General features: G+C 69.6%; 20 protein-coding genes and 2 pseudogenes. 14 read left to right on the plus strand and 8 right to left on the minus strand.

Annotation, left to right across the window (positions count from 1 at the left end; genetic code table 11):
- Positions 1 to 4: 4 nt before the first annotated feature.
- The 4 genes and pseudogenes from AC4OXY_RS05640 to AC4OXY_RS05655 all read left to right on the plus strand — a co-directional run.
- Positions 5 to 202: pseudogene (locus tag AC4OXY_RS05640) on the plus strand (transposase); the annotation flags it as partial.
- A gap of 342 nt (positions 203 to 544) precedes the next feature.
- Positions 545 to 1,528, plus strand: coding sequence for an LppY/LpqO family protein (locus AC4OXY_RS05645; RefSeq protein ID WP_491993321.1), 984 nt, complete (start codon positions 545 to 547; stop codon positions 1,526 to 1,528).
- A 279-nt stretch (positions 1,529 to 1,807) separates the two neighbouring features.
- Positions 1,808 to 2,456 (plus strand): annotated as a pseudogene (locus AC4OXY_RS05650) (ATP-binding protein); the annotation flags it as partial.
- Positions 2,457 to 2,742: 286 nt separating this feature from the next.
- On the plus strand, positions 2,743 to 3,135 hold the full coding sequence (locus AC4OXY_RS05655; RefSeq protein ID WP_491993322.1) for a hypothetical protein: 393 nt from the start codon (positions 2,743 to 2,745) through the stop codon (positions 3,133 to 3,135).
- A 399-nt stretch (positions 3,136 to 3,534) separates the two neighbouring features.
- Here AC4OXY_RS05655 and AC4OXY_RS05660 read toward each other — a convergent pair whose 3' ends face one another.
- A complete protein-coding gene (locus AC4OXY_RS05660; protein ID WP_356033854.1) occupies positions 3,535 to 3,741 on the minus strand; it encodes a multicopper oxidase domain-containing protein in 207 nt (68 codons plus the stop codon).
- A 52-nt stretch (positions 3,742 to 3,793) separates the two neighbouring features.
- Complete coding sequence (locus AC4OXY_RS05665; RefSeq protein WP_491993323.1) at positions 3,794 to 4,408, minus strand: TetR/AcrR family transcriptional regulator; 615 nt, start codon at positions 4,406 to 4,408, stop codon at positions 3,794 to 3,796.
- A gap of 97 nt (positions 4,409 to 4,505) precedes the next feature.
- On the opposite strand from AC4OXY_RS05665, the gene AC4OXY_RS05670 reads away from it, so the two are divergent.
- Entirely contained in the window at positions 4,506 to 5,678 is a 1,173-nt protein-coding gene (locus AC4OXY_RS05670) for an alpha/beta hydrolase family protein (protein ID WP_356033827.1), read from the plus strand.
- A 678-nt stretch (positions 5,679 to 6,356) separates the two neighbouring features.
- Here AC4OXY_RS05670 and AC4OXY_RS05675 read toward each other — a convergent pair.
- The 4 genes from AC4OXY_RS05675 to AC4OXY_RS05690 form a co-directional block, all read right to left on the minus strand.
- Positions 6,357 to 6,590: a hypothetical protein gene (locus AC4OXY_RS05675; protein ID WP_491993324.1), complete on the minus strand. Its 234-nt coding sequence runs from the start codon at positions 6,588 to 6,590 to the stop codon at positions 6,357 to 6,359.
- Positions 6,571 to 6,933, minus strand: a complete 363-nt coding sequence (locus AC4OXY_RS05680) for a DUF6400 family protein (protein WP_491993325.1) — start codon at positions 6,931 to 6,933, stop codon at positions 6,571 to 6,573. The genes AC4OXY_RS05675 and AC4OXY_RS05680 overlap by 20 nt, the downstream gene beginning before the upstream one ends.
- A gap of 235 nt (positions 6,934 to 7,168) precedes the next feature.
- Positions 7,169 to 7,612, minus strand: coding sequence for a hypothetical protein (locus AC4OXY_RS05685; protein WP_491993326.1), 444 nt, complete (start codon positions 7,610 to 7,612; stop codon positions 7,169 to 7,171).
- A gap of 520 nt (positions 7,613 to 8,132) precedes the next feature.
- Entirely contained in the window at positions 8,133 to 9,353 is a 1,221-nt protein-coding gene (locus AC4OXY_RS05690; protein WP_491993327.1) for a glycosyltransferase 87 family protein, read from the minus strand.
- A gap of 777 nt (positions 9,354 to 10,130) precedes the next feature.
- Between AC4OXY_RS05690 and AC4OXY_RS05695 the strand changes: the two genes are divergently transcribed.
- From AC4OXY_RS05695 to AC4OXY_RS05735, 9 genes are all read left to right on the plus strand, one after another.
- Positions 10,131 to 10,307 carry a hypothetical protein gene (locus AC4OXY_RS05695; protein WP_356033840.1) on the plus strand — a complete coding sequence of 59 codons (177 nt, stop codon included), beginning with the start codon at positions 10,131 to 10,133 and terminating at the stop codon, positions 10,305 to 10,307.
- A 366-nt stretch (positions 10,308 to 10,673) separates the two neighbouring features.
- Complete coding sequence (locus tag AC4OXY_RS05700) at positions 10,674 to 11,663, plus strand: S66 peptidase family protein (RefSeq protein ID WP_491993328.1); 990 nt, start codon at positions 10,674 to 10,676, stop codon at positions 11,661 to 11,663.
- Positions 11,664 to 11,739: 76 nt separating this feature from the next.
- Positions 11,740 to 12,312 (plus strand): helix-turn-helix domain-containing protein, encoded by a 573-nt coding sequence (locus tag AC4OXY_RS05705; RefSeq protein ID WP_491993329.1) that lies wholly within the window; start codon positions 11,740 to 11,742, stop codon positions 12,310 to 12,312.
- Entirely contained in the window at positions 12,273 to 13,052 is a 780-nt protein-coding gene (locus AC4OXY_RS05710; RefSeq protein WP_491993330.1) for a winged helix-turn-helix domain-containing protein, read from the plus strand. Before AC4OXY_RS05705 ends, AC4OXY_RS05710 begins: the two co-directional genes overlap by 40 nt.
- On the plus strand, positions 13,049 to 13,471 hold the full coding sequence (locus AC4OXY_RS05715) for a hypothetical protein (RefSeq protein ID WP_491993331.1): 423 nt from the start codon (positions 13,049 to 13,051) through the stop codon (positions 13,469 to 13,471). Before AC4OXY_RS05710 ends, AC4OXY_RS05715 begins: the two co-directional genes overlap by 4 nt.
- Positions 13,472 to 13,835: 364 nt before the next feature.
- Entirely contained in the window at positions 13,836 to 14,591 is a 756-nt protein-coding gene (locus tag AC4OXY_RS05720) for an ATP nucleotide 3'-pyrophosphokinase (RefSeq protein ID WP_362817199.1), read from the plus strand.
- Between the two features lie 377 nt (positions 14,592 to 14,968).
- Positions 14,969 to 15,748, plus strand: a complete 780-nt coding sequence (locus tag AC4OXY_RS05725; RefSeq protein ID WP_491993332.1) for a class I SAM-dependent methyltransferase — start codon at positions 14,969 to 14,971, stop codon at positions 15,746 to 15,748.
- Between the two features lie 151 nt (positions 15,749 to 15,899).
- A complete protein-coding gene (locus tag AC4OXY_RS05730; protein WP_491993333.1) occupies positions 15,900 to 17,579 on the plus strand; it encodes an Ig-like domain repeat protein in 1,680 nt (559 codons plus the stop codon).
- 278 nt (positions 17,580 to 17,857) lie between these two features.
- A complete protein-coding gene (locus AC4OXY_RS05735; RefSeq protein WP_491993334.1) occupies positions 17,858 to 19,483 on the plus strand; it encodes a phospholipase D-like domain-containing protein in 1,626 nt (541 codons plus the stop codon).
- A gap of 488 nt (positions 19,484 to 19,971) precedes the next feature.
- On the opposite strand, the gene AC4OXY_RS05740 is transcribed toward AC4OXY_RS05735, so the two are convergent.
- Complete coding sequence (locus AC4OXY_RS05740; protein WP_491993335.1) at positions 19,972 to 20,319, minus strand: hypothetical protein; 348 nt, start codon at positions 20,317 to 20,319, stop codon at positions 19,972 to 19,974.
- A gap of 393 nt (positions 20,320 to 20,712) precedes the next feature.
- Positions 20,713 to 20,985 (minus strand): transposase domain-containing protein, encoded by a 273-nt coding sequence (locus AC4OXY_RS05745; RefSeq protein ID WP_491993336.1) that lies wholly within the window; start codon positions 20,983 to 20,985, stop codon positions 20,713 to 20,715.
- Positions 20,986 to 21,072: the final 87 nt, after the last annotated feature.

A 21,072-nucleotide genomic window follows, 5' to 3' on the forward strand; every position in this document is an offset into this window, starting at 1 on the left:
GAACATGGGGCGGCGCATCGACAGCTTGCGGGTCCAACACGACCCGGAGGGGGCAAGGCGGACTTCGCGGGCGGGGTGCGCGGTGGACGAGACGGGCTTCATGAAAGTGCGGACGCGGTCGGCAGGGGCGCGGCGGCAGTACTCCGGCACCGCCGGGCGGACGGCGAACTGCCAGGTCGGCGAGTTCCTCGCCTGTGCAACCGGCGGGATGGCGTACGGAGTCGCGCAGCCAGTAGCCACCGAGTACAAGCGACTGCGACCAGGCCAGGCCGCCGATCGCTTGCCGCAGCGGGAAGGTTCGCACGGGCACCAACGCCTCCGTGTAGCCGTAGTGGGTCGGCAGCTGTTCCACGCGGTCCGCCCCCGCGCGCGAGAGTGTTGGTTGCCGATCCGGGCGAGGGCAGCTCACTGACAAGGGCGCAGAACGCCGTACCCCGACCTCCCACGACCAGGCGAAACTCGGTCGTGTCGCCCGCACCTGAGCGGCGAAAACCGCTATCCCGGTCTGGCCCGAACAATCAGCCGGGGTACCAGGGGACGACACATGAAGCCAGACTGCAGCAGCACTCTTCAGACATCGCGCCGTGGCTTTCTCCTCACGGGCAGCGCGCTGGCCTCCGCCCTGACCGAGGCCCCCGTGGCACACGCTCTGACCCGCGCCGGGGGCACGCGCGGTGAAGTCCCCGGGGTGCTGCAGCACCCCGTGGTGACACGCCCGGCTGGCTGGCAGCCTGTGGCCAAGGAACTGGACGGGGCTGGGCAGTTGGGCGCGGACGGCGTCGTATACCGCGCCACGTTTCCTCGCTACGACCTGAACCTGTCCTCGTACGGGGTCAGCGGCCTGGTGGAGGCGTCGTACGCGGCGTTCGCCCGCTACCCCGACGGCCGAACGATGCTCATGGGCGATGTGGTCGCCACCGAGGCCGAGCTGCAACGGGTGACCGACGTCATCCAGGCCCACGACCTGGAACAGTGCGCGATCCACAAACATCTGCTCGCCCACCGGCCCACCCTTTGGTGGACGCACGTCCGGGGACTCTCCACCGACCCGGCGGTCCTGGCCTTCGCCATGCGAGCCTGCCTGGACGCCACCGCCACCCCCGGGCCCCGGGAGCCCGACAGGACCCCTCCGGCCGGTCTCGACACCGCCGCGATCGACGCCGCGATCGGCGCGAAGGGCGTGAGCGAGGACGGCTACCGGTTCTCCTTCGCCCGCAGGGAGACCATCAGCGACGACACCTTCGTGGTGCCGCCGGCCATGGGTGTGACGACGTCCTTCGCCTTGCACTCCGTGGGGAGCGGCTCTGCCGCGGTCAGCGGGGACTTCGTCATCACCGCCAACGAGGTCCAGCCGGTCATCAGAGCGCTGCGGCACGGCGGCATCAAGGTCGTCGAACTGCACAATCACGCTCTGCGCGACAACCCCCGCCTCTTCTACCTCCACCTCTGGGCGGTCGGCCACGCCGTCTCCCTGGCCCGTACCCTCCGGACAGCCAGCACGGCCACCAATCTAGCCACCAATCCCTGAATGACTTCCCGTCAGGGAGACCCCCGGATCACCACTGTTTCTGTCCGTCGTCCCCGTAGTGGATGCCCCCGTCGGCGGCCCTCACGCCCAGCGCACGACGACATCGCGAACGATGAAGTCGTCAGCCGAGTTCCGCTGCGGCGTGATTTTTCGCCACCGGAGTCCGGTGCCTGGCCCGTGCTGTCGGGAGCATCCGTACGGGGTTTCCACGTCTCTCGTCGAACGAGGTCCTTCCGGTCCTGGCCACGAGGGCCGCCCCCTCGTCACGGAGGCTTCACGGTCGCCGTCTCCGAGGAGGTGCAGCGGCGCCTTGTGCAGGACGCCGGGCACGAACTGCGCACCCCGCTCACCTCGTTGCAGACGAACGTGGCTCTTCTGGACCGTATAGACCGACACCCTGGGCGCCCTGGCCGAAGACGCGGCCGCCCTCGCCCGGCGCCGCACCGGCCGGGAGATCCGCATCGAGGCCGACGACGCCGTCGTACGGGCCTGTCCCGACCGGTAAGCGCGTGGGGTCGACCGCGGACCGGGCATCGCCGAAGCCGACCTGCCCCGCGTCTTCGACCGTTTCTACCGCGCCGACGGCGCACGCAGCCTGCCCGGCTCCGGGCTGAGCCTGGCCATCGCGCACGCCGTCACCGTCACCCACGGCGGCACGGTCATCGGCTTCACCCTCGCCCCCGCCTCCCATGTCGAACGCCGCCCGCATACGACGCCCACGGCCGACTCCGCCACCACGCCTCGCTGGCGGTCGGTTTCGGGGTGCTGCGTCAGGATCCGGGCCTGGCGAAGGCTGGTGGGCCGCAGGTCGCAGGTGCGCCCGCCCAGTACGGCCGTACAGGTGCGTGAACTCCGGTGCAGGGCCCGGCGGCTGCCGCTCCCCCGGCGGGTGGGCATCGCCTGCCCGTCGACCTTGATCTGGCCGTGACGGGCAGCATGCCGGGCCCACGGCGCTTGCTGAACAAGGACATGGTCGTATCGGCTCTGGAGACGGGAGTTGGGGACGCGACGAGTATGCGCGCTGCGGCGCCGGTCATCACGCCGCTCACCCCGGACGGACGTCTGCCGCCCGGATGTGGACACGGCACACGTCACGCACCGGCTGCCGCAAATGGCCCACCAGGCCGCTGATCGCTGCCGCCTGGACTTGCAAGTGTCCACGAACGACGAGGAGAAAGGCGTGCCGCGCCCCTCGAAGCGGGTACAGATCCCGTATGCGGCACGAAAGCGTGCGTCTGAAGGCAGCGTGGATCTGCCTCGCGATCGTGGGTGTCGGCATCCTGGCCTTCGGCGTTGTCGCCGCTGTGGCTCCTGGGTCCGGCAACGAACAGCTCATGCGCGCCGACGGAGTGGCCGCAACCGGTATGGGCCTGTTCGGTCTGCTGATCACTCTCGTACCGTTCCGCCGCGGGGAGCGGTGGGCCTGGTACGTGCAGTGGTTCTATCCGGTCGTCTGGATCGCGCACCTGGTGGGCGGGCTGCCGCCCGGCAAGGACCATGTGCACCAAGTAGTCTTCATCATTCTGTCGCTGGCCGGACTGCTCATGCCCCTCCGCGTCTTCTTCCCTCGCGCAACGACCATCGGCACGCCACTTTCAGACGGGTGAAGCATCCAATGCCAGGTTTGTCCCTGGTGACCGCACGGATGCCTTTCCCCGCCCAACGGGGAGGGGTAGACGGACCAGGGACGGGGATGACATACGCCGTTGGCAGCAGTTGCCCGAATCTGAGCGGGCCGCCCCCTTCTGACGCCGCCCGGCCGGCGCCAGCCGCTGCCCCGGCCACCACACCGCCGTCGACAATCCCTTTCGCCCCCGCGTCCTGCCGGGGCGAGCGCTGCGGGGGCAAGTATCCAGCCCCGTCCGGATACGCCGGTTCGACACTCGGAGGACTCTCCGGCCTGCACGAGCACCGGCGGTGGCGGGGACACCAGCCCCGACGGCCGCCAGCCCGTGAACACCGAGCGAGGAGTATGACCGCAGGGCGCTCGGCGCTGCGTAGATTCCTCACACCACCTGGAAGTTGGCCATCATCGCCATGCCCTCGTGCTCCAGGCTGCGGCAGTGCAGCATGTACCGGCCGCGGTAGCCGCGGAAGCGGACCAGGACGTCCACGGCATCGTACGGACGGACGTCAACCGTTTCCTTCGAGCCCAGCGTCGGTGGGCGCGGGCGGGCGAGGAACTCCGAGGTGCTGAAGGGGCGGCCGTTGATACTTTCACGTTTCCGGCCGCCACTTGATTCCGCCCCAACCGAGACGGCGTTGTCAGCGGACGGCCGCTTTCAACGCCGCCTCGATCGCGTTGGTCAGCGTTTCCAGGTACTCATCGTCGCTGCGGCCCTGTATGACCAGGATGCGGAATGCGAGCGGTGCGATCAGTAGGTCGGTGCCGAGATCCAGATCCAGTCCCGGGGGGAGTTCGCCGCGGTCGATCGCGCCCTGCAGTACCGTGCGCGCCGCCGCCCGCCGCGGTGCGGTCACTCCGGTGTAGAGCGCCTCCGTCAGGGCGTCGTCGTGACTGGCCTCGGCGAGCAGTCCGGCCGCGATCCGGGCAAGCAGCGGATTGGCCAGCTGGCTGCGGAAGGTGGCGAGCAGCTCGCGCAGGTCGGTGTGCAGGGCTCCGGTGGCCGGTGTGGGCGGGAGCGTGTCGGTGACCTTGCTACGGATCAACTCGGTGACCATCGCCTGCTTCGAGGGCCAGCGCCGGTAGAGCGCGGCCTTGCCCACGCCGGCGCGACGGGCCACTGACTCCATCGACATCCGCGCATACCCGGCCTCGGCGAGTTCGAGGAAGGCTGCCTCGGTGACCGCCTCGGTCACGCGCTGTCGCAGGACCGCCCCGCCGGTCACCGGCCGGCCCTTCTTCTGCTGCACTGACATGCTCCCCAGCATAGCGAACGGAACGGTCCCGTTCCGTGTGCTACTCTTCGGACAAGACGGAACGCTCCCGTTCCGTTCCATTCGTGGAAGGGGGCCGATGATGAAGTTCCTCTACGACGACGAGTCCTTCTCCTTCGAGGCACTGCGTGCCGCAGGCTACGCCGCCTATGGCGGCGCCGATCTGGGAGAGGTCCTGGTTACCTGCCGGCAGATCCCAGAGGGAGACGAGGAGGCCTGGTCGGCCCAGTGGGCCGCGACGGCGGCGCGCATCGAGCGCATCGGCCGGGACGCGCTGGCCGCCGGTCACCGAGTCAGCGCCCGGGAGGCACTGCTGCGCGCCTCCAACTACTACCGGACCGCCGACTTCTACCGCCGCGAGGATCCCGCCGCCGACGCCGAATCGGCGCGGCTCGCCAAGGCTTCCCAGCAGACGTTCGCCGACGCGGCCGCCCTGCTCGACACACCAGCCCGCGCCCTGCGCATCCCGTACGAGAACACCACGCTTCCCGGCTACCTGTTCCTCGTCGACGACTCCGGCATCCCGCGCCCGACCGTGCTCTACCACGGGGGGTACGACTCCACCCTTGAGGAGGACTACCTGGCGCTGGCCGCGGGTGCGCTGCGGCGCGGCTACAACGTCATCGCGTTCGACGGCCCCGGCCAGGGCAGCACCGTCCGCGACCAGGGCCTGCACTTCCGGCCGGACTGGGAGGCCGTGGTCACCCCGGTCGTCGACTTCGCGCTCACCGTGCCCGAGGCGGACGCCGAACGACTCGTGCTGGTCGGCACGAGCCTCGGCGGTTACCTCGCCGCGAGGGCGGCCGCCTTCGAGCACCGCCTCGCCGCGTGCGTGCTGCACGACGGCGTCGACGACTTCCACGAAGTCGCCGCCGCGACGGCCGGCCGAGCCGCTTCGATGCCCGGCGGCATAGAGGCGCTGATGGCGCAGAACACCATGGTGCGATGGGTGGTGCGCAACGGCCGGTGGACCTTCGGTGTGTCCGACTTCGACGAGTTGGTCAAGGCAACCGAGGCGTACACCCTGGCGGGAATCGCCGACCGCATCACCTGCCCGACACTCGTCCTCGACGCCGAGAACGACCAGTTCTTCAAGGGGCAGCCGCAGCGTCTGCTCGGCGAGCTGACCTGCCCGAAGGAACTGATCCTCTTCCGTGAGGACGAAGGCGCCGGCGAGCACTGCCACGAGGGTGCGCTCTCCCTGTTCCACCAGCGCACCTTCGACTGGCTCGACACCCTGCTCGCCGACTGACCTCGCCGGCCGGTCTGCACGTCGTGCCGAGGGTACGGGGACGATCTCTCTTGGTGTCGTCCTTTCCGGGGCCGTGTCACAGGGCTGGCTCGCCTCACGTCGCCTCCTCCACGGTCGCGTAGAGCCGGTAGGCGGGAAGCAGGCCTGCGAGCCGGAAGACCTTGCGGATGCGCGTGGCCACCTGTCCGTCGCGTACTCCCTGGTCTCGTGGACCGGACCCGTGCCGAACTCGCCCCCGCGGCCGGTCGAGGCCGGCGGCGTACTACAAGAGCGTGGACTGGCTGGCGCCTCACAGGCCTGTGACCGCGGTGAACGTGCCGTGTGGCGGGGCGTGCGCGGCGCCGGTGCCGCAGCCGTACCGCCGCCGGACGCCGCGCAGTTCGAACGGCGAGACCGAGTGTGCCCTGAGCCTCGGGCCGGTCGTCCGTCTCCTGTCGTTCGCGGCCGCGCAGCCTCATGTCCGTCCTCTCGCGATCTCTTCGAGCCGATGACTCGAAGCTGCGGATCACGGTTTCCGCGGACCATGACGGCTGCCGGTGGATGTGGGGCAGAAGACGCGAGGCGAGGGGCGGGCCAGGAGGCAGACGGCTGCGAGGCGAAACCTATGAACTCCCGCTGAAGACCGGACGGTTCACGGCTACTCAGCGAGAGCCCGCCCGCCCCGATGTGACGACACCCCTAGAGCGGGGAGCGGGTCGCGCCGAAGCCGCTGTCGTGCACCCAGACGTGGGCGCAGGCCGGGCACTGGAGGCAGAGCAGGCTGCCGGTGCTCGACAGTAGATAGCGCCAGTGTGCGGCGCAGCTGCGGCGCGCCGCGCAGGGCTCGCAGCCGCGCTCGTCGGCGCAGTTCGGGCAGGCCGCCCACGCGCGGCGGCCGGGATCCGCCTGTGGATCAAGTGGCAGCACGGTCATCGCCGTCGCTGCCGTCGCTGCCGTCACACCTGTCGCTGCCGCCACGCCCGTCGCTGCCCGCGCGCCGCGGCAGCACCCCCGCCGTGACCAGGTCGTCGTACAGGCGCTGCTGCTCACCGTCCAGACCGGAGTACAGCAGGTCGTATGCCTGCTCCTCACCGCGAAGCGCCTCGATGGGGTCCCAGTCCGGGCCGAGGGCGGCGAGGACCTGGGCGCGCCGTTCGATCTCGTGCGCGGTGAAGTCGAGGTCGAAGCCGACGAGCGCGGGCGGCGCGGTGCCGTCCGGCGTCCGAGCTGGCTCGTTCCGGTGCGGTATCTCGGGGGTCGGGTCTTGGGGGGTCATGCCGTGGGAAATTAGATAAATACTCCCTTTCCGGTCAAGAGAGAGTGCGCGGAGTCACAGGAGCCCTGTGTCACAGCCCGTCCCTCGGCGGGCGGCCCGGGGCAGTGGCCAGGGCGGAGAGGGCACCCGCTTCGCCGCGTGCGCGGCTGCCTGACACAAGGGACGCGCCCAGGCAGTGCTCGCAGTGGCGGGGCTTCCGGCTGCCGAGTGCGCGCTGTGGCCCGTAGGAACGGCCTCAGCGGGTGCAGCAACTCGCTGCTTCCGGCCCCGTCGTGGTGAAGCCGCGGCCGACGGATCGCGCGTGTCCGTCCAGCAGGTCGACTACCTGCCGCAACTGCTCCAGGCGGTCGCCGAATCGCACCTGGGTGATGCCGGGTTCCTGGTTGGGCCACATCTGCGGGCCGTTGGGGCGCCGGACAGGGCCGGGCATTGCTGAGCCCATGCCTGTGCCGAAGGCGCTCTTGCGGTCCGGGATCTGGGTTCTGCGCCCCGGGGTACCGGTCTTCCCCACGGCCTGCCGAGGTGAACCAGCCGGACACTCGACAGAGACCGTCATGACCTTGTTGTCGAAGGTGATGCCCTTGCCAAGGGTCACCGGTGCGAGCACCTGCAATCCCTGGCCCATCCCGCCGCTGTCGGCGTCGAACTCCCCCTCTGGGTGTTGCGCGCGGCCCTCCACAATCCGCCATGGAGGGGATCGCCGGTCGGCCTGCCGATGGTTCGTCGCGCGGTCAGCCGGTCATTCGGCACATCGCCCCAGATCAGCCTGGCGGCCGCACACAGCGCCACCACGCCGAGTACGCGTCCGTGTCCTCACCATCCTCACCCGACTCTGGCTTCGTGGCATCAAGCCCCCGCTCCGGCCCCCGCGTTGCCACAGGAAGACGGTCCTCTCGCGCGCTTTCGATCCTCACCGTGGGACGGCAGGTGCTGCACGGGGCCCTGTGGTCTCGGCAAGTGCGCGGAGCAGCACGCTCTTTGGCCGGATCGCTTGAATGCCGGTCTTCGGCGAGCGAAGTTCAAGGCGCCGCGCAACGTCGTCCCGGTCACCTGTGTGACCAGCTTCGCCGTGCCCGTAAACGGCCTGGTCGAAGAACCATGGAGACGGAGCTGTCCAGGACCGTGAACCGCCATGTGCGTGCCGAACCCGAGGCATGGATCCATTGGGGCGAGGGCCGACGCGCCTGGCCCTGGGAGGCTCAACCCGTAGGTGCCGCCGCGTAGTCCGTGTCCGGGGACGGCACGTCGTCAGGCGTCGCCTCCGGCTGCGAGGCCGTACTGCGCCAGAGCCGGCGGCAGGCCGAGACCGTCGCCACCAGCAGCAGCCCGTCGCGGATCAGCAGTACGACTATGCCCGGCAGATCGCTGCGCACGACCTGGCCGAAGCCGACGGGGAATTCGAGCACCGTGAAGAAGCACGCGGCCAGGATGAGCAGCACCGGCCGGCGCTGGACGGTGGAGCGGCCGGTCAGGCAGACCGCGCCGAGGCCGAGCAGCCAGATCAGGTACTGCGGGCTGATCACCCGGCTGGTGGTGACGAAGACCAGCACCGCGGCGAACGCCGCGTCGTAGAGCACGGCGTCGCTGAAAGTGCGGGCGCGGACCCGCCACCAGACCAGCCAGCAGAAGGCCAGCACCGCGCCGGCCAGTGCGATCCGGGCCGCAGCGGGCACATACGGGCCGAGGAACTCGAACGACCCGTAGTGCAGCCGGGAGGTGCCGTGCCACATACCGAGCCAGCGCAGGACATGAAACGGCAGGGCGCCCAACGACTCGATCTCGACGCCGCGCTGACGCTGCTCGGTGACGAACGCGAACGGTCCCCGGGTGAACGCCAGGAACGCGGCGCTGACGCCGACAGTGGTGACCAGCGCCGCCCCCCAGGAACGGCGGGTCGTGCGGCCCGGCCGCGCACCGGCGAGCAGGAGCACCGGCCAGACCTTGACCAGCGCGCCGATCCCGGCCAGCGCGCCCGCCACCCGAGGGTGCCGTGCGGCGGCAAGCAGGGCGGCGACCGCGAGGGCGGTGACCATCACGTCGTAGCGGGCCAGCGCCAGCGGGCCGAGTACGGCGACCCCGGCGACCCACAGCCAGGCGCCGGCCAGGCCCCGGCCGTGGGCCCGCCCGGCCCGCAACAGCATCACCAGGACCGTCGCGTCGGCGGCGCAGGCGAGCAGGTAGAAGGCATGCGAGTACGTCAGGAACGGCAGCAGTGCCGGGGCGAGGAAGACCGCCGCCGCGGCGGGCGGGTACTGCCAGGTGACGTCGCCGATCGGAAAGCTGCCGGTCAGCAGCCGTTCGTACCAGCCGTGGTAGATGATGACCACGTCGGGGCGGACATCGTCACCAGGGAAGCGCAGGGCGCCGAAGAGCGTCAGCAGCAGTACGGCTCGCGTCACCGCCCAGGCCAGCACCGGCACCCATGTCCTTGAGCGACACCCGGTCACCGTTTCACGCCACCACACCGTCACGTTCCAGCGCCTCTCCGTCAACCGCCTTGCACGGGTCACACTGCCGGTGTCGGCCCGCACGAAGGTGACAACATGATGAACGTAGCGCGTCATCTTGTGACACCACTCCGTGAATGGCTGCGAGCGAGCGACCACGTTGCCACCCGTCAACGCGCGGCCCCGATTGCCGGTGCCGACTGGAACCGTGGTGGATGCGGCCCGTGCGGCGTCCGCCGCGACCTGCCGTGCGGTGAGCCCGTATCCGGCGGAGACATCGGATTCCGACCGGGCGAGGACGACCCCGTAGACCCGGCCGTCGGTGGCGAGCGGCGGACCGCCGGAGACCGGGTCACCGCCCCGCCCGTGCAGTTCCCGTAGCCGCTTCACGACCTGCCCCGTGTCGATCTCGCCAACCGGATCGGGAGCCGCTTCGGACACAGCTTCGTGACGGACTTCGGGAGTGCTGCAGAGCCGCCTCCACCCACGCCTCGACGACTTCGGCAGACCCCAACAACGCGCACGAAGCAGGATCGCCGAAGGTCGATGAGTCGATGAACTGTGGGACGGCCTGCTGGAGTCGCTGCTGGGCCTGGCCGAGCAGACCCCCTACGAGATCAGCCACATCCTGTGCGGCTGACCGTAGAGGGGTGATCATGGCGTACTTCCCCGCGCCCGCGGACCCTGTCCGCGCTCAGCGCGCATGAGCACCAGGCGCTGCGCTCCCGCGCGTGGGCCTGCCGTCTGCTGGTGAACGTCGAGGCGATGTTCCGCCTCTTCCACGACGCCGACCTGCCGGTCGCCACCGCGCACGACGTCACCGCGATGACGGCCCCGCTCAAGGTCACCGGCCTCCCCGGCCCCGAGCGCACCGGCCGCGCCCGCACTCCAAGGGCCATCCAGGCCTGTCCCGTGCCCGGGCACTGACGCGGATACGGCCCCGCCTGATCGGTGATCGGGCGGGGCCGCCCCATTGGCGTTGCGCATGTCGTAGCAAGGGTGCCTAAGTGGTCGGCTTCGGAAATCCTTCGGGGTTGACATCGGGGCCCGATTCCGCATCGATCCGTTAGTGGTCTGGGGCGGCGAAGTGGGGCTGGCAGGCGCAGTCGAAGGAGTCCTCGGGGTGCCGACGAACACGTCATCGGCACTCGCCCTTCCTGACTTGTCCGCGTGGAGGCGATCGGTGGGCCCAGCCGGGGTTTCGGGGCTCGGCTTGATCACGTCGGGGGAGGCGGAATATCGGCGGCACGGGCCTTGTTCCTCGCCGTTGTTGATCAACAAGGAGAAGACCCCATGCCTGCGATCCTTCGGCCCCGCGCGCTACGTTCCGGCGACCTCGTGGTCGTTACCGCACCCTCGGGCCAGCTTGAACCCGGTGAGGAACCACTGCTCGCCCGCGGTGTGGCGATACTTGAGCGGATGGGTTTCCGCGTGCGGGTCAGCCCGATGGTCAACCCGGCGCGGAGTCGCTGGTGGGCGTCGGGCACTCCGGCGGAGCAGGCCGACGAACTCAATGGTCTGCTCCGGGACCCGGAAGTGCGGGCCATCATCGCGCATACCGGTGGACAGACGACCATCGGCTATCTTGATTTGATCGATCTGGACGCGATCCGGGCCGACCCGAAACCGATCCTCGGCTACAGCGATATCTCGCTGCTGCACATGGCGTTGTACGCCAAGACCGGCCTCGTCGGCTTCCACGCCGACATCGCCACCCACGGTTTCGGCAGCGATTGGTACACGCTGGGCGACGAGGCCCGTCGCTCCGAGCTCGTCGACCTCTACACCCGTGTGCTCACCAAGGCCGAGGCGCCGGGCGTGCTGCCCGCGATGGGGGCTTGGGAAACCTGGCGGCCGGGCCGCGCGCAGGGACCACTGTTCGGCGGTTTGCTGAACCGCCTGGTCCTGCTGCAGGCGACACCGTTCGCGCCGGCCGCCGAACGGTTCGACGGCGCCGTGTTGTTCTGGGAGGAGCTGCAGCGGCCGGTCTCGCGGATCTGGAACGACCTGCATACCTTGCGGCTGTCCGGTGTGCTGGACCGGATCGCGGGCATGGTGGTCGGCATCCCGACCGAGGTCACGCCACACGAGGGCGGCGGAGAGCGCGCAGGTCTACGCGACGTGGTACTCGATGTCCTGGCTGGACGTGACATCCCGGTTCTCGCGCAGGTCGACTTCGGTCACACCTCGCCGAACCTGCCGCTGCCTCTCGGCATCCGCGCAGACGTGGACGCGGACAACCAGACGCTGTCCCTGATCGAGCCGGCGGTCACGGAAGGCTGAGTTCTGTTGGATATTGGCGCAGGCCCGGCGGGCTGCGACCCGTCGTGTTCCGCGTCTCCCGATCGGCCTGCCTGTCATGCCCGTTGCGCGGGCCTGCCCGATCGTCCTGACCACCGCCGAGCGCAAGCGACTGAAGAAGATGGCCTATGGCCACAAGACCGAGCACCAGCTGCGGTGCCGTGCGCAGATCGTCCTGCACGCGGCACGGGGGCGCTCCAATGCACGCATCGCACACGAGACCGGCCTGCACCCGGACACGGTTCGTGCCTGGCGCGGCTGGTTCGCCCACGGCGGCCTGTCGGCCCTGGCCGACCGTAGACGCTCAGGGCGCCCGGCCCGCTTCACCCCCGTACAGATCGCCGAGACCAAGGCTCTGGCCTGCCAGTCACCAGCCGAGACGGGTGTGCCTCTTTCGCGCCGGTCCTGCCCGGAGCTGGCCGCCGAGCTGGCCGCACACGGGTTCACCGACACCGTCTCCCCGTCCTCGGTGCGCCGCTGGCTGCGCGAGGACGTGCTCTGCGGCGCCCGCACTCGGAGCAGTTGTTCGGACGCTGGCGCCGCCGGTTACGCCAGCGACTGCCCACTACCACCCGTCCGCTTCGGGACCTGGTGTCCGCGTACCGAGGCCCCGCGTTCCTGGACCCGCTGAGTGCCGGTCTGCCGACCGGCCTGGACGCGGTGCGGGCCACTCCTACCTCCCGGTTGCGAGCCGGCGTCGAACAGGTCTGGGCACAACGGCGGGGCACCTTGCCACCGTGGCTGAGGGACCTGGTCCGGGGAGACGCCACCTCCCGGGAACTGGCGTGCCAGGGTCTGCACGACGCCCACAACGCGGTGCTCGGCGCGACCTGGCCCCGGATATCCGCCTCCCACCAGACCGAGTTCGCTCGCTACGCCCTCACTACGGCCGAGCACGGAGTGGCCGACGCGCTGACCGCGTTGTGCCCCGGTTCCCGAGTTGTCAACGGCTGCTGGGAGCTGCCCGCGCCCTACCGCCGACATGTGATGGCGGGCGGCCGAGGCCTGTTGCTGCTGCCCACCTTCCACTGGACCGTGGCGCCGTTGGTCGCCGACAACGAGGAGCACCCGATATTGGTGGTCTACCCAGCCGGTCCGGGCATGCCGATCCTGCCCGCTGCATCAGACGAAGACGCGCCAGCCCCGGTCCTTGGCAGTACCCGGGCACACACACTGCGTCTCCTCACCCATCCGCTCAGCACCAGCGAGCTGGCCGGCCAGCTGGGTATCAGCCCCGGTGCGCCCTCCACGCACGCGGCCGCTCTCCGCGAAGCACGACTGATCGGTACCGCCCGCAACGGCCGCGCGGTCCGACACGAACTCACGGCGCTTGGCACGCTCCTGGCGATAGGAACAACCGCAAGCGGATGACCACCCTCACCATGGTCTACGACGCCCACCCGGCCCGCCGCCGGGTCCACGACGTGATCGCCCCGCCCGGCGGCCGCAGTGGCCGCCACACCCCTCGACCGGGCCCGGTGGCCCGCAACAAGTGGCTGACGGCTCGCTCGCCCACGACCCCGCCGAGGCCATCGCGGCCGCGTTCGACCAGGCACAGGCCCGCGACCCGCAGCACCTGCGGCCCTGGATCGTGCTGGTGGACGGCGCCCGCCCACCAGCTGCAGCTGATCCAGGACGCGGCGCGGCGGCGGAACGTGAAGGTCGGCATCGTCCTCGACACCGTCCACGCGATCGACAAGCTGTGGGCCGCTGCCCGCTGCTTCCACACCGCCACGGACCCCGCCACAGGCCTTGGCGAAGGGCTGGCCGATCGCCAGCGGGGTGATTGAAGGAGCCTGCCGGCACCTCATCAGCAACAACCACTGCGAGGAGTACTGGGCCCTTCCGCACCGCCCGGGAGATCGAACGCATCCGCGCGGCCACTGACCAGCGCGACCACGAGCTCACGGCCTGACCGGCGATCTCACTACGGAAGAGCCACACCCGAGCCACACCCGAGAGATATCGCCGTCCGGGCCCGTGCCCTCGGGACCGCTATGTCAGTCGCCTGGCTGTGACGAAGGCGGCGCCGACGCACGCACGGACAAGACCGGTCGCGGAGCCGCACCACCGCACCTGCGCCAGTAACCCGCCCCCTGTCCCGGCGGTTGTGCCTGACACAACGCATCCCACCGGCGTGAAGGCGGACACTCTATGACGGTCACCACCACCTCCTCTCTCAGCAAGGGCCTGCTGGCGGCCACGCTCACCACGGCCCTCACCCTCACTACCGGCCCTGCGGTCGCGGCCGACGACGGCTGGAAAGGAGCCGGCGGGCTCACACTGAACAGCACCGACAACGCGAAGGTCGACGCCTACCTCAACCACGCCCGCCAGGCCGAGCAGTCCATCAGCACGGACGTGCGCACCGCGGCCCTGGTCTCCGGCGCAGTACTGGTCGGCTTCGACCACCGGCTGAAGTCCGCGGACTCGCTCAAGCGGAAGGTCGCCACCTCCCTCAAGGACGACCCCGGGCAGAACGTGGACACCGTCCTGGCCCGGCTCACCGATGCCGTCCGCTACACCCTCCAGTTGCCCGACACCACCTACACCACCGGCGTCACCCGCGCCTCCACCCTCCTCACGGCCTGGGGCAACCACAGCACCAAGTGGTCCAACACCTGGGGCCGTACCAGCGGCTACAAGGGCCTCAACACCGGCTGGCGCGCCCCGCGCTCGGGCCAGCTCTTCGAGATCCAGTTCCACACCCCCGAGAGCAAGCACGCCCAGGAAGTCACCCACCTGCTCTACGAAGAACAGCGCCTGCCCTCCACTCCCCCGGCGCGCAAGAAGGAACTCCAGGCCCAGCAGGACGCCGTCTTCAACGCCGTCCCCGTACCAGAGGGAGCCGACCGCCTCACCCCACCCGCCAACCCGACCACCCCCATGCCGGTGCCTGCCCTCCCCTGACCCGCCCGACCAGAGCCGATACCCTTCCCGCGGGCGCCCGGACCAGCCACCGGCGCCCGCCGCACCCAGCGCCACCGGGGAACTTTCCCAACGTCTGTGGTGGCCTGCCCGCCCTCACCTTTGACGGCCAGCTCAGTCGTCATCAACTACAGCAACGTCGCGTACAGCTCCCTCACAGGACACCGCGCCGGCGCCCGCACCGTCATGGCCACAGGCCTGGACGGCGTCGGTGTCGGGCGAACCGGCTCCACCACACGCCTCCGGCACGCCAGCGGCTGCCGGGAAACCAGTGGCGTCTCCATGGACCGGCCCCATAGTTTGTGCGTTCGTGACCGACGATCCGAAGGTGCCCCCCGAATCGACACGGCCTCGGCCGAGTGTTCAACGAGGTGCCGGAGCTCTACGACCGGGTCCGCCCGGGATACCCCGAGGAACTGTTCGCGGACCTTGGCGCCATCACCAACGTGGACGAGAGGTCGTCGGTGCTGGAAGTGGGCTGTGGTACCGGTCAGGCGACGCGCTCACTGGCAGCGCTCGGCTGCTCGGTGACCGCCGTCGAACCCGGGGCAGCCATGGCCGCACTCACCCGCCAGCGGATCGCCACCTTCCGCAACGTCGAAGTCGAGACGTCGACGTTTGAGGAGTGGGACGACCGCGGCCGACGCTTCGACGCCCTCGTGGCTGCGTCGTCGTGGCACTGGGTCGACCTGTCGATCGGCTGGCGGCGAGCGTACGACGTGCTCCATCCCGGAGGCTGGATGGCGCTGCTCGGCAACGTCGTTGTCCGCAAGCCGGGAGAGCCGGAGGTCTACGCCGAGACCGCCGATCTCCACGAGCGGTTCTGCCCCGGGAACCCCGGCTGGGGTCATCCACCGCTGGAGGACGACGTGCGCACCACCAACGAGGGTTGGGGCCTGGTCGACGACCCCGGAGGACTGTTCGGTCCGACGATCGTGCGCTGGTACCCGACCGTTCAGTGGTTCAACGGGGACGGCTTCGCCGATCTCCTTCGCTCGACGTCGCTGTACCGGAGGCTCGAACGGGACGTCCGTGAGCCCCTGCTCGACGCCATCGCCGAGCGCATCCGCACGCGGATGGACGACCGAGCATCACGCCGCTATCTGAGCGTCCTCCGCGTCGGACGGCGCGCCGAGTGAGGCCAAGCAGCATCCCCGACCAGGCAGAAATGGCCCATGAGCGCGGGGAACGGGTCGCGCCCGTGCGCCAGACATGACATATCCTCGTCAACGACCGATACCGGCCATTGCAGAACCGGCCGGGCACATTGTGAACGGGGAACGCAAGACCATGCGTGTTCGTCATGCCAATTCTCGAGCCGCCACCACAGGTACGGCGGGGCTCGCCATCCTGCTCGGTTCCGTATGCCTCGCCGGGGCCAGCGCTGAGACCGCCGCCGCGGACAGCCGTACGACTCTGCCGATCTCGGCGGACTGGCCGCGGGGCGAGATGGTGGTGGACGGTGTCCACCACTCCGTCTTCATCAGCGACCCGAAGACCAACTCCGTCGTGGTCGCCGACTACACGGGCAAGGCCGTGGGCCGAATCACCGGCGAGACCAGCGGCACCGGAATGGCGCTGAGCGAGGACTCGTCGACGCTCTACATAGCCCTGCCCGATGCCGACGCAATCTCCGCCGTCGACACGGTCACGCTCAAGGAGACCGCCCGCTACGCCACCGGCGCGCACACCGCCCCGCTGGACCTGGCCTTCGCCGGCGGCAAGCTCTGGTTCAGCTACGGCGCGTACGCCCAGGGCGGTGGCAACATCGGCTCTCTCGACCTCTCCGGCGTCAAGCCGGTCGTCACGCTGAACCAGTCGGGCGGGGTGCCCTGGGAGTCGGCACCGCAGCTGACCACCGCTCAGGGAGTCCTCGTCGCGGGGAACAAGGACCGCTCCCCGGAGGAACTCGCCGTCTACGACGTCTCCTCCGGCACGGCGCAGAAGCGCGCCTACCGCAAGCAGATCATGCCCGACAGCCTCGGCGGCCAGGAAGACCTCGCCGTCTCGCCGGACGGAAAGGAGATCGTCACCGCGGACGGCACCGACGACTTCGTGACGAACCTCCGCTCCGACCTCTCGGGCGGCAAGGACACCAGAACCCTCGACATCCAGGGCGAACCGAACGCCGTCCAGTACGCGCCGAACGGCGCCCTGGCCGTGGGCGTCCGTTACGGCAAGGGCGTTGACACATACGTCTACCGGCCGGGAGACAACCGCGCGATCCGCTCCATCAGCACCGGCGACTACAACTCCGTGCAGCCGCACGGCCTGGCCTGGGCTCCCGACGGCAGCAAGCTGTTCGTCCTCACCAGCGACGGCGCGGGCGGGAAGAACCTCGTTCTGCGATCGTTCGACGACGCCACCAAGACGGTGACCATGCTGAGCGTCAGTGCGCCCGCGAAGGCCCCGCTGGACAGGAAGCTGACCCTGACCGGCAAGTTCGACCTCGTCCTGCCCTCGCTTCCCGACTCCCTGCCGATCGAGGTGACGCGGACCGACCTCGCCTCACCCATGGGCAAGTCGCTCGGCACCCGCACGGTGTGGCTGTCGCGCGACCGCGAGTTCGAGATCGAGGACACCCCGGAAGCGGGCGGCACGGTCACCTACTCCCTCCACTACCCCGGCGACGACACGCATGCCCCCGCGACCGTCACGGCCACGGTCGCGGTCCCGCGCAACAAGACGACGCTGACCCTGGACGGGAACGGCAAGACCGTCACGTCGGGGAAGAACGCCACACTGACCGCCAAGCTCGGCAAGACGTGGAAGGAGCGCAAGGTCTCGGTATACGCGCAACCGGCGGGCGGTGCGAAGGAGTTGGTGAAGGCGGCCACGGTGGATCGTGACGGCAAGCTCGTCATCACCTGCAAGGTCACCAGGAACACGACCTTCACCGCGGTCTTCGGCGGTGACGCGCGCACCGAACCCGCTCAGGTCACAAGCACGGTCAAGGTCAGCACACACTGAGCCGTCCGGCCCGGGTCAGGGCACACGCTGACCCGGGCCGGTCAGCGGGGATCCGGTCGAGCAGGGCCTGACGGCCCGCGCTCAAGCGCGCCAACGCGTTCCGCGGTCGCGGCGGCGGGCCTGCAGGCGGGCGGCGGGGAACCGCAGGGTGGGGTTGGACACGTCGATGTCCGGCCAACGGTGCCGCCGAGCGGTCTGGCGGTCTTCACGTCGTTGGTAGTCTCCAGAAGTTGATCTTGAAGTTGCGCCCCTTGGCGCCTGCCAGAATGCGAAAAGAATTGGCTCACCGCCGTCAGCTTCGCCGTCGCTTCCGTCTCACGGGCCGCGTCGTTGCCTGTTCTCTGGTCCTCGCGGGGCTGCCCGCCGCTCCGGCCCTCGCGGACTCCCCCGGTCCATCGACCACCCCGCACCTCGACGCGGTGGAGCAGGCGCTGCGCGAGGTCTCGCCCGGCCTCGAAGGCAGTGTCTGGGAGCGCACCGCGGGCAACCGGTTCGACTCCTCGACGGCCGACCCCTCGGACTGGCTGCTCCAGACCGCCGGCTGCTGGGGCGACGACAAGTGCGCCAATCGTCCCGGCACCAAGCGGCTGCTCGCCAAGATGACCGAGAACATCTCCAAGGCCACGCACACCGTCGACATATCCTCCCTCGCACCGTTCCCTGACGGGGCCTTTCAGGACGCGATCGTCGACGGCCTCAAGGCATCGGCCGCCGCGGGCAACAAGCTGAAGGTCCGCATCCTCGTCGGCGCCGCGCCGATCTACCACCTCAATGTGATGCCGGCCAAATACCGCGACGAACTGACCGCCAAGCTGGGCAAGGCGGCCGAGGACATCACGCTGAACGTGGCATCGATGACCACCTCGAAGACCGCGTTCTCCTGGAACCACTCCAAGCTGCTCGTCGTCGACAACCAGTCCGTCGTCACCGGCGGCATCAACGGCTGGAAGAACGACTACCTCGACACCGCCCACCCGGTGACGGACGTCGACCTCGCGCTGACCGGGCCCGCCGCGAAGTCCGCGGGCAAGTACCTGGACACGCTGTGGTCCTGGACATGCGCGAACAAGTCGAACATCGCCAGCGTCTGGTTCGCCTCGTCGAACGGTGCGGGCTGCATACCGTCGCTGGCCGGGGACACCGGCACCCCGAGCCCCAGCGGGGACGTCCCCGTGATCGCCGCCGGCGGCCTCGGCGTCGGCATCAAGAACAGCGACCCGGCGTCGAGGTTCAGCCCGACCCTGCCCACCGCCGCGGACACCAAGTGTGTCGTCGGGCTGCACGACAACACCAACGCCGACCGCGACTACGACACCGTCAACCCCGAGGAGAGCGCCCTGCGCGCCCTCCTCGCGAGCGCCCGCGACCACATCGAGATCTCCCAGCAGGACCTCAACGCCACCTGCCCGCCGCTGCCGCGCTACGACATCAGGCTCTACGACGCCCTCGCCGCGAAGATGGCCGCGGGCGTGAAGGTGCGCATCGTGGTCAGCGACCCCGCCAACCGGGGCGCGGTCGGCAGCGGCGGCTATTCACAGATCAGGTCCCTCTCGGAGATCAGCGACACCCTGCGCGACCGCCTCGCCCTGCTCACCGGCGACAAGAACACCGCCCGCACGACGATGTGCTCCACCCTCCAACTGGCCACCTTCCGCAGCTCGGACAGCGCCAAGTGGGCCGACGGCCACCCTTACGCCCAACACCACAAGCTGGTGTCGGTCGACGACTCGGCCTTCTACATCGGCTCGAAAAACCTCTACCCGTCCTGGCTCCAGGACTTCGGCTATGTGGTGGAGAGCCCCGACGCCGCGACCCAGCTCAAGGCGAACCTGCTCGCGCCGCAGTGGCAGTACTCGCAGGCGACGGCCACGTTCGACTACGCACGTGGCGTCTGCCAGGGATGAATCCCGCTACAGGCACGAGCAGCAGCTGAGCAGATGCCCCCGGCCTCTGCGCCACACTGGCCTCCGGGGCCCGGGGGCGCACCGACACACGCCTCCCCACACCGGCGAGTCCAGCGAGCGCCGAGTAAGGACCCAAGGCCGCCCACGCCGAGATCTCCAAGCAGCGCATCCGCCAACTCGCCACCACAGCCGCACTGTTGACGAGCAGCTCAGGGCCCCCCGCTCCAACCTCCGCTTCCACGACCATCGCCTCGCCCGCTGTAGTCCCACTTGACGGCGTTGAACCGGGGGTGTCAGGCAAGGAGCGTGCGCGCCGGGCCCCTTCAACTAACGGCGCAGCATCAATGGCCCCGAAGTGTCCCAACCGCCTCGGAGATCATTTCGTCAGGAGTTCTTACTCACCCCAGTCGTCACCTAGCAGACCTAGCCTATGGGCGGCGAGAACCGTACCGGCGCGGTCATGAGCCGATGAGCGACGGCACGCGTGGTCAATCCGCGACACAGGAACCGCAGAACCTCGCGTTCACGCGCAGGCAACGCTTGGGCAGGGTGAGCTGTCCGGCGAAGGAGTCGGGTGGCGTCGGACGTACGACTCGGGCGGCCAGGGTGTGCAAGCCGATCAGCACCGGTTGCAATCGAGCAGCCGTTTCCCGGTCGGAGTCGGTGAGGTCCCGATCAGCTCGAAGGATCCCCAGTGCGCTGTACTCGCGGGACGAGACCACGAGCGGCACGATCAACTCGTACCGCATCCCCATCGAGCCCGCCGGTTCGGCATATGTGCGTGACTGCCGCCAAGCTCGCGGTCCGATCACGTCGCTGACGCGGATCGGAGCCATGCTGGCTTTGTCGCAGTGGTGACGCGGGGCCGGGTGCCCGTGAAGGTATCCATACGGATCTTCGATGGGGGTGGGGAACCGTGATTTTCTCGCCGGTCAGTGCTGTGTGCTGAGCCTCAGCCGCCGGAGCACCCTCGACCGCCCGCCAGCTCGCAGCAGGCATCTGACAGGCAGTCAGCAGCGTGACCGGCGCCCCTGATTCGTCAGGGTCAGCGCGCGCTGCAGAGCGGGAGAGACCTCTCATCGCTGAGCCCGCAGGCGGTTGACCTGACGGGTGCGGGCACAGACCAGGTCGGTGCGGCGACCGTCAACGTCCGTAGATGTCTTCCCCTGGCAGCATGCCCGGCCCCAGCACGTGCAGCAGGCGCGACGCACGGCCGGTCTGGACCAGCATCATCGACTCCGGTGTGAGGCAGCCGTGATGAGATGTCCGCCCCAGCCAGGTCTGGGTGCGTCCGCTGTCGGGAACCCTCTGCGAGCCGTCGAACGACACAGTGCCGTACGGGCCGGACCAGCCGTCAACTCGTCACGGACCGGCCGGTAGCCGACCTCAGGGAACAGGCACATGGCGAACAGGAAGTACCCTACCCGGGGCGGAAGATGGCGCAGCCGCCGTTGTACCGTCCTCGCCGCCGTCAGGACCGCGTCGGCGGGTTCGCACGGCACGACGCCGGCCGACTTCCTCGGCAGTCAACGCTGACGGACACGAGCCCTGTTCGCGGCAGCAAGACGGCTCGCGCCTGTGCTGACATG

The organism is Streptomyces sp. HUAS MG56 (assembly GCF_058673395.1).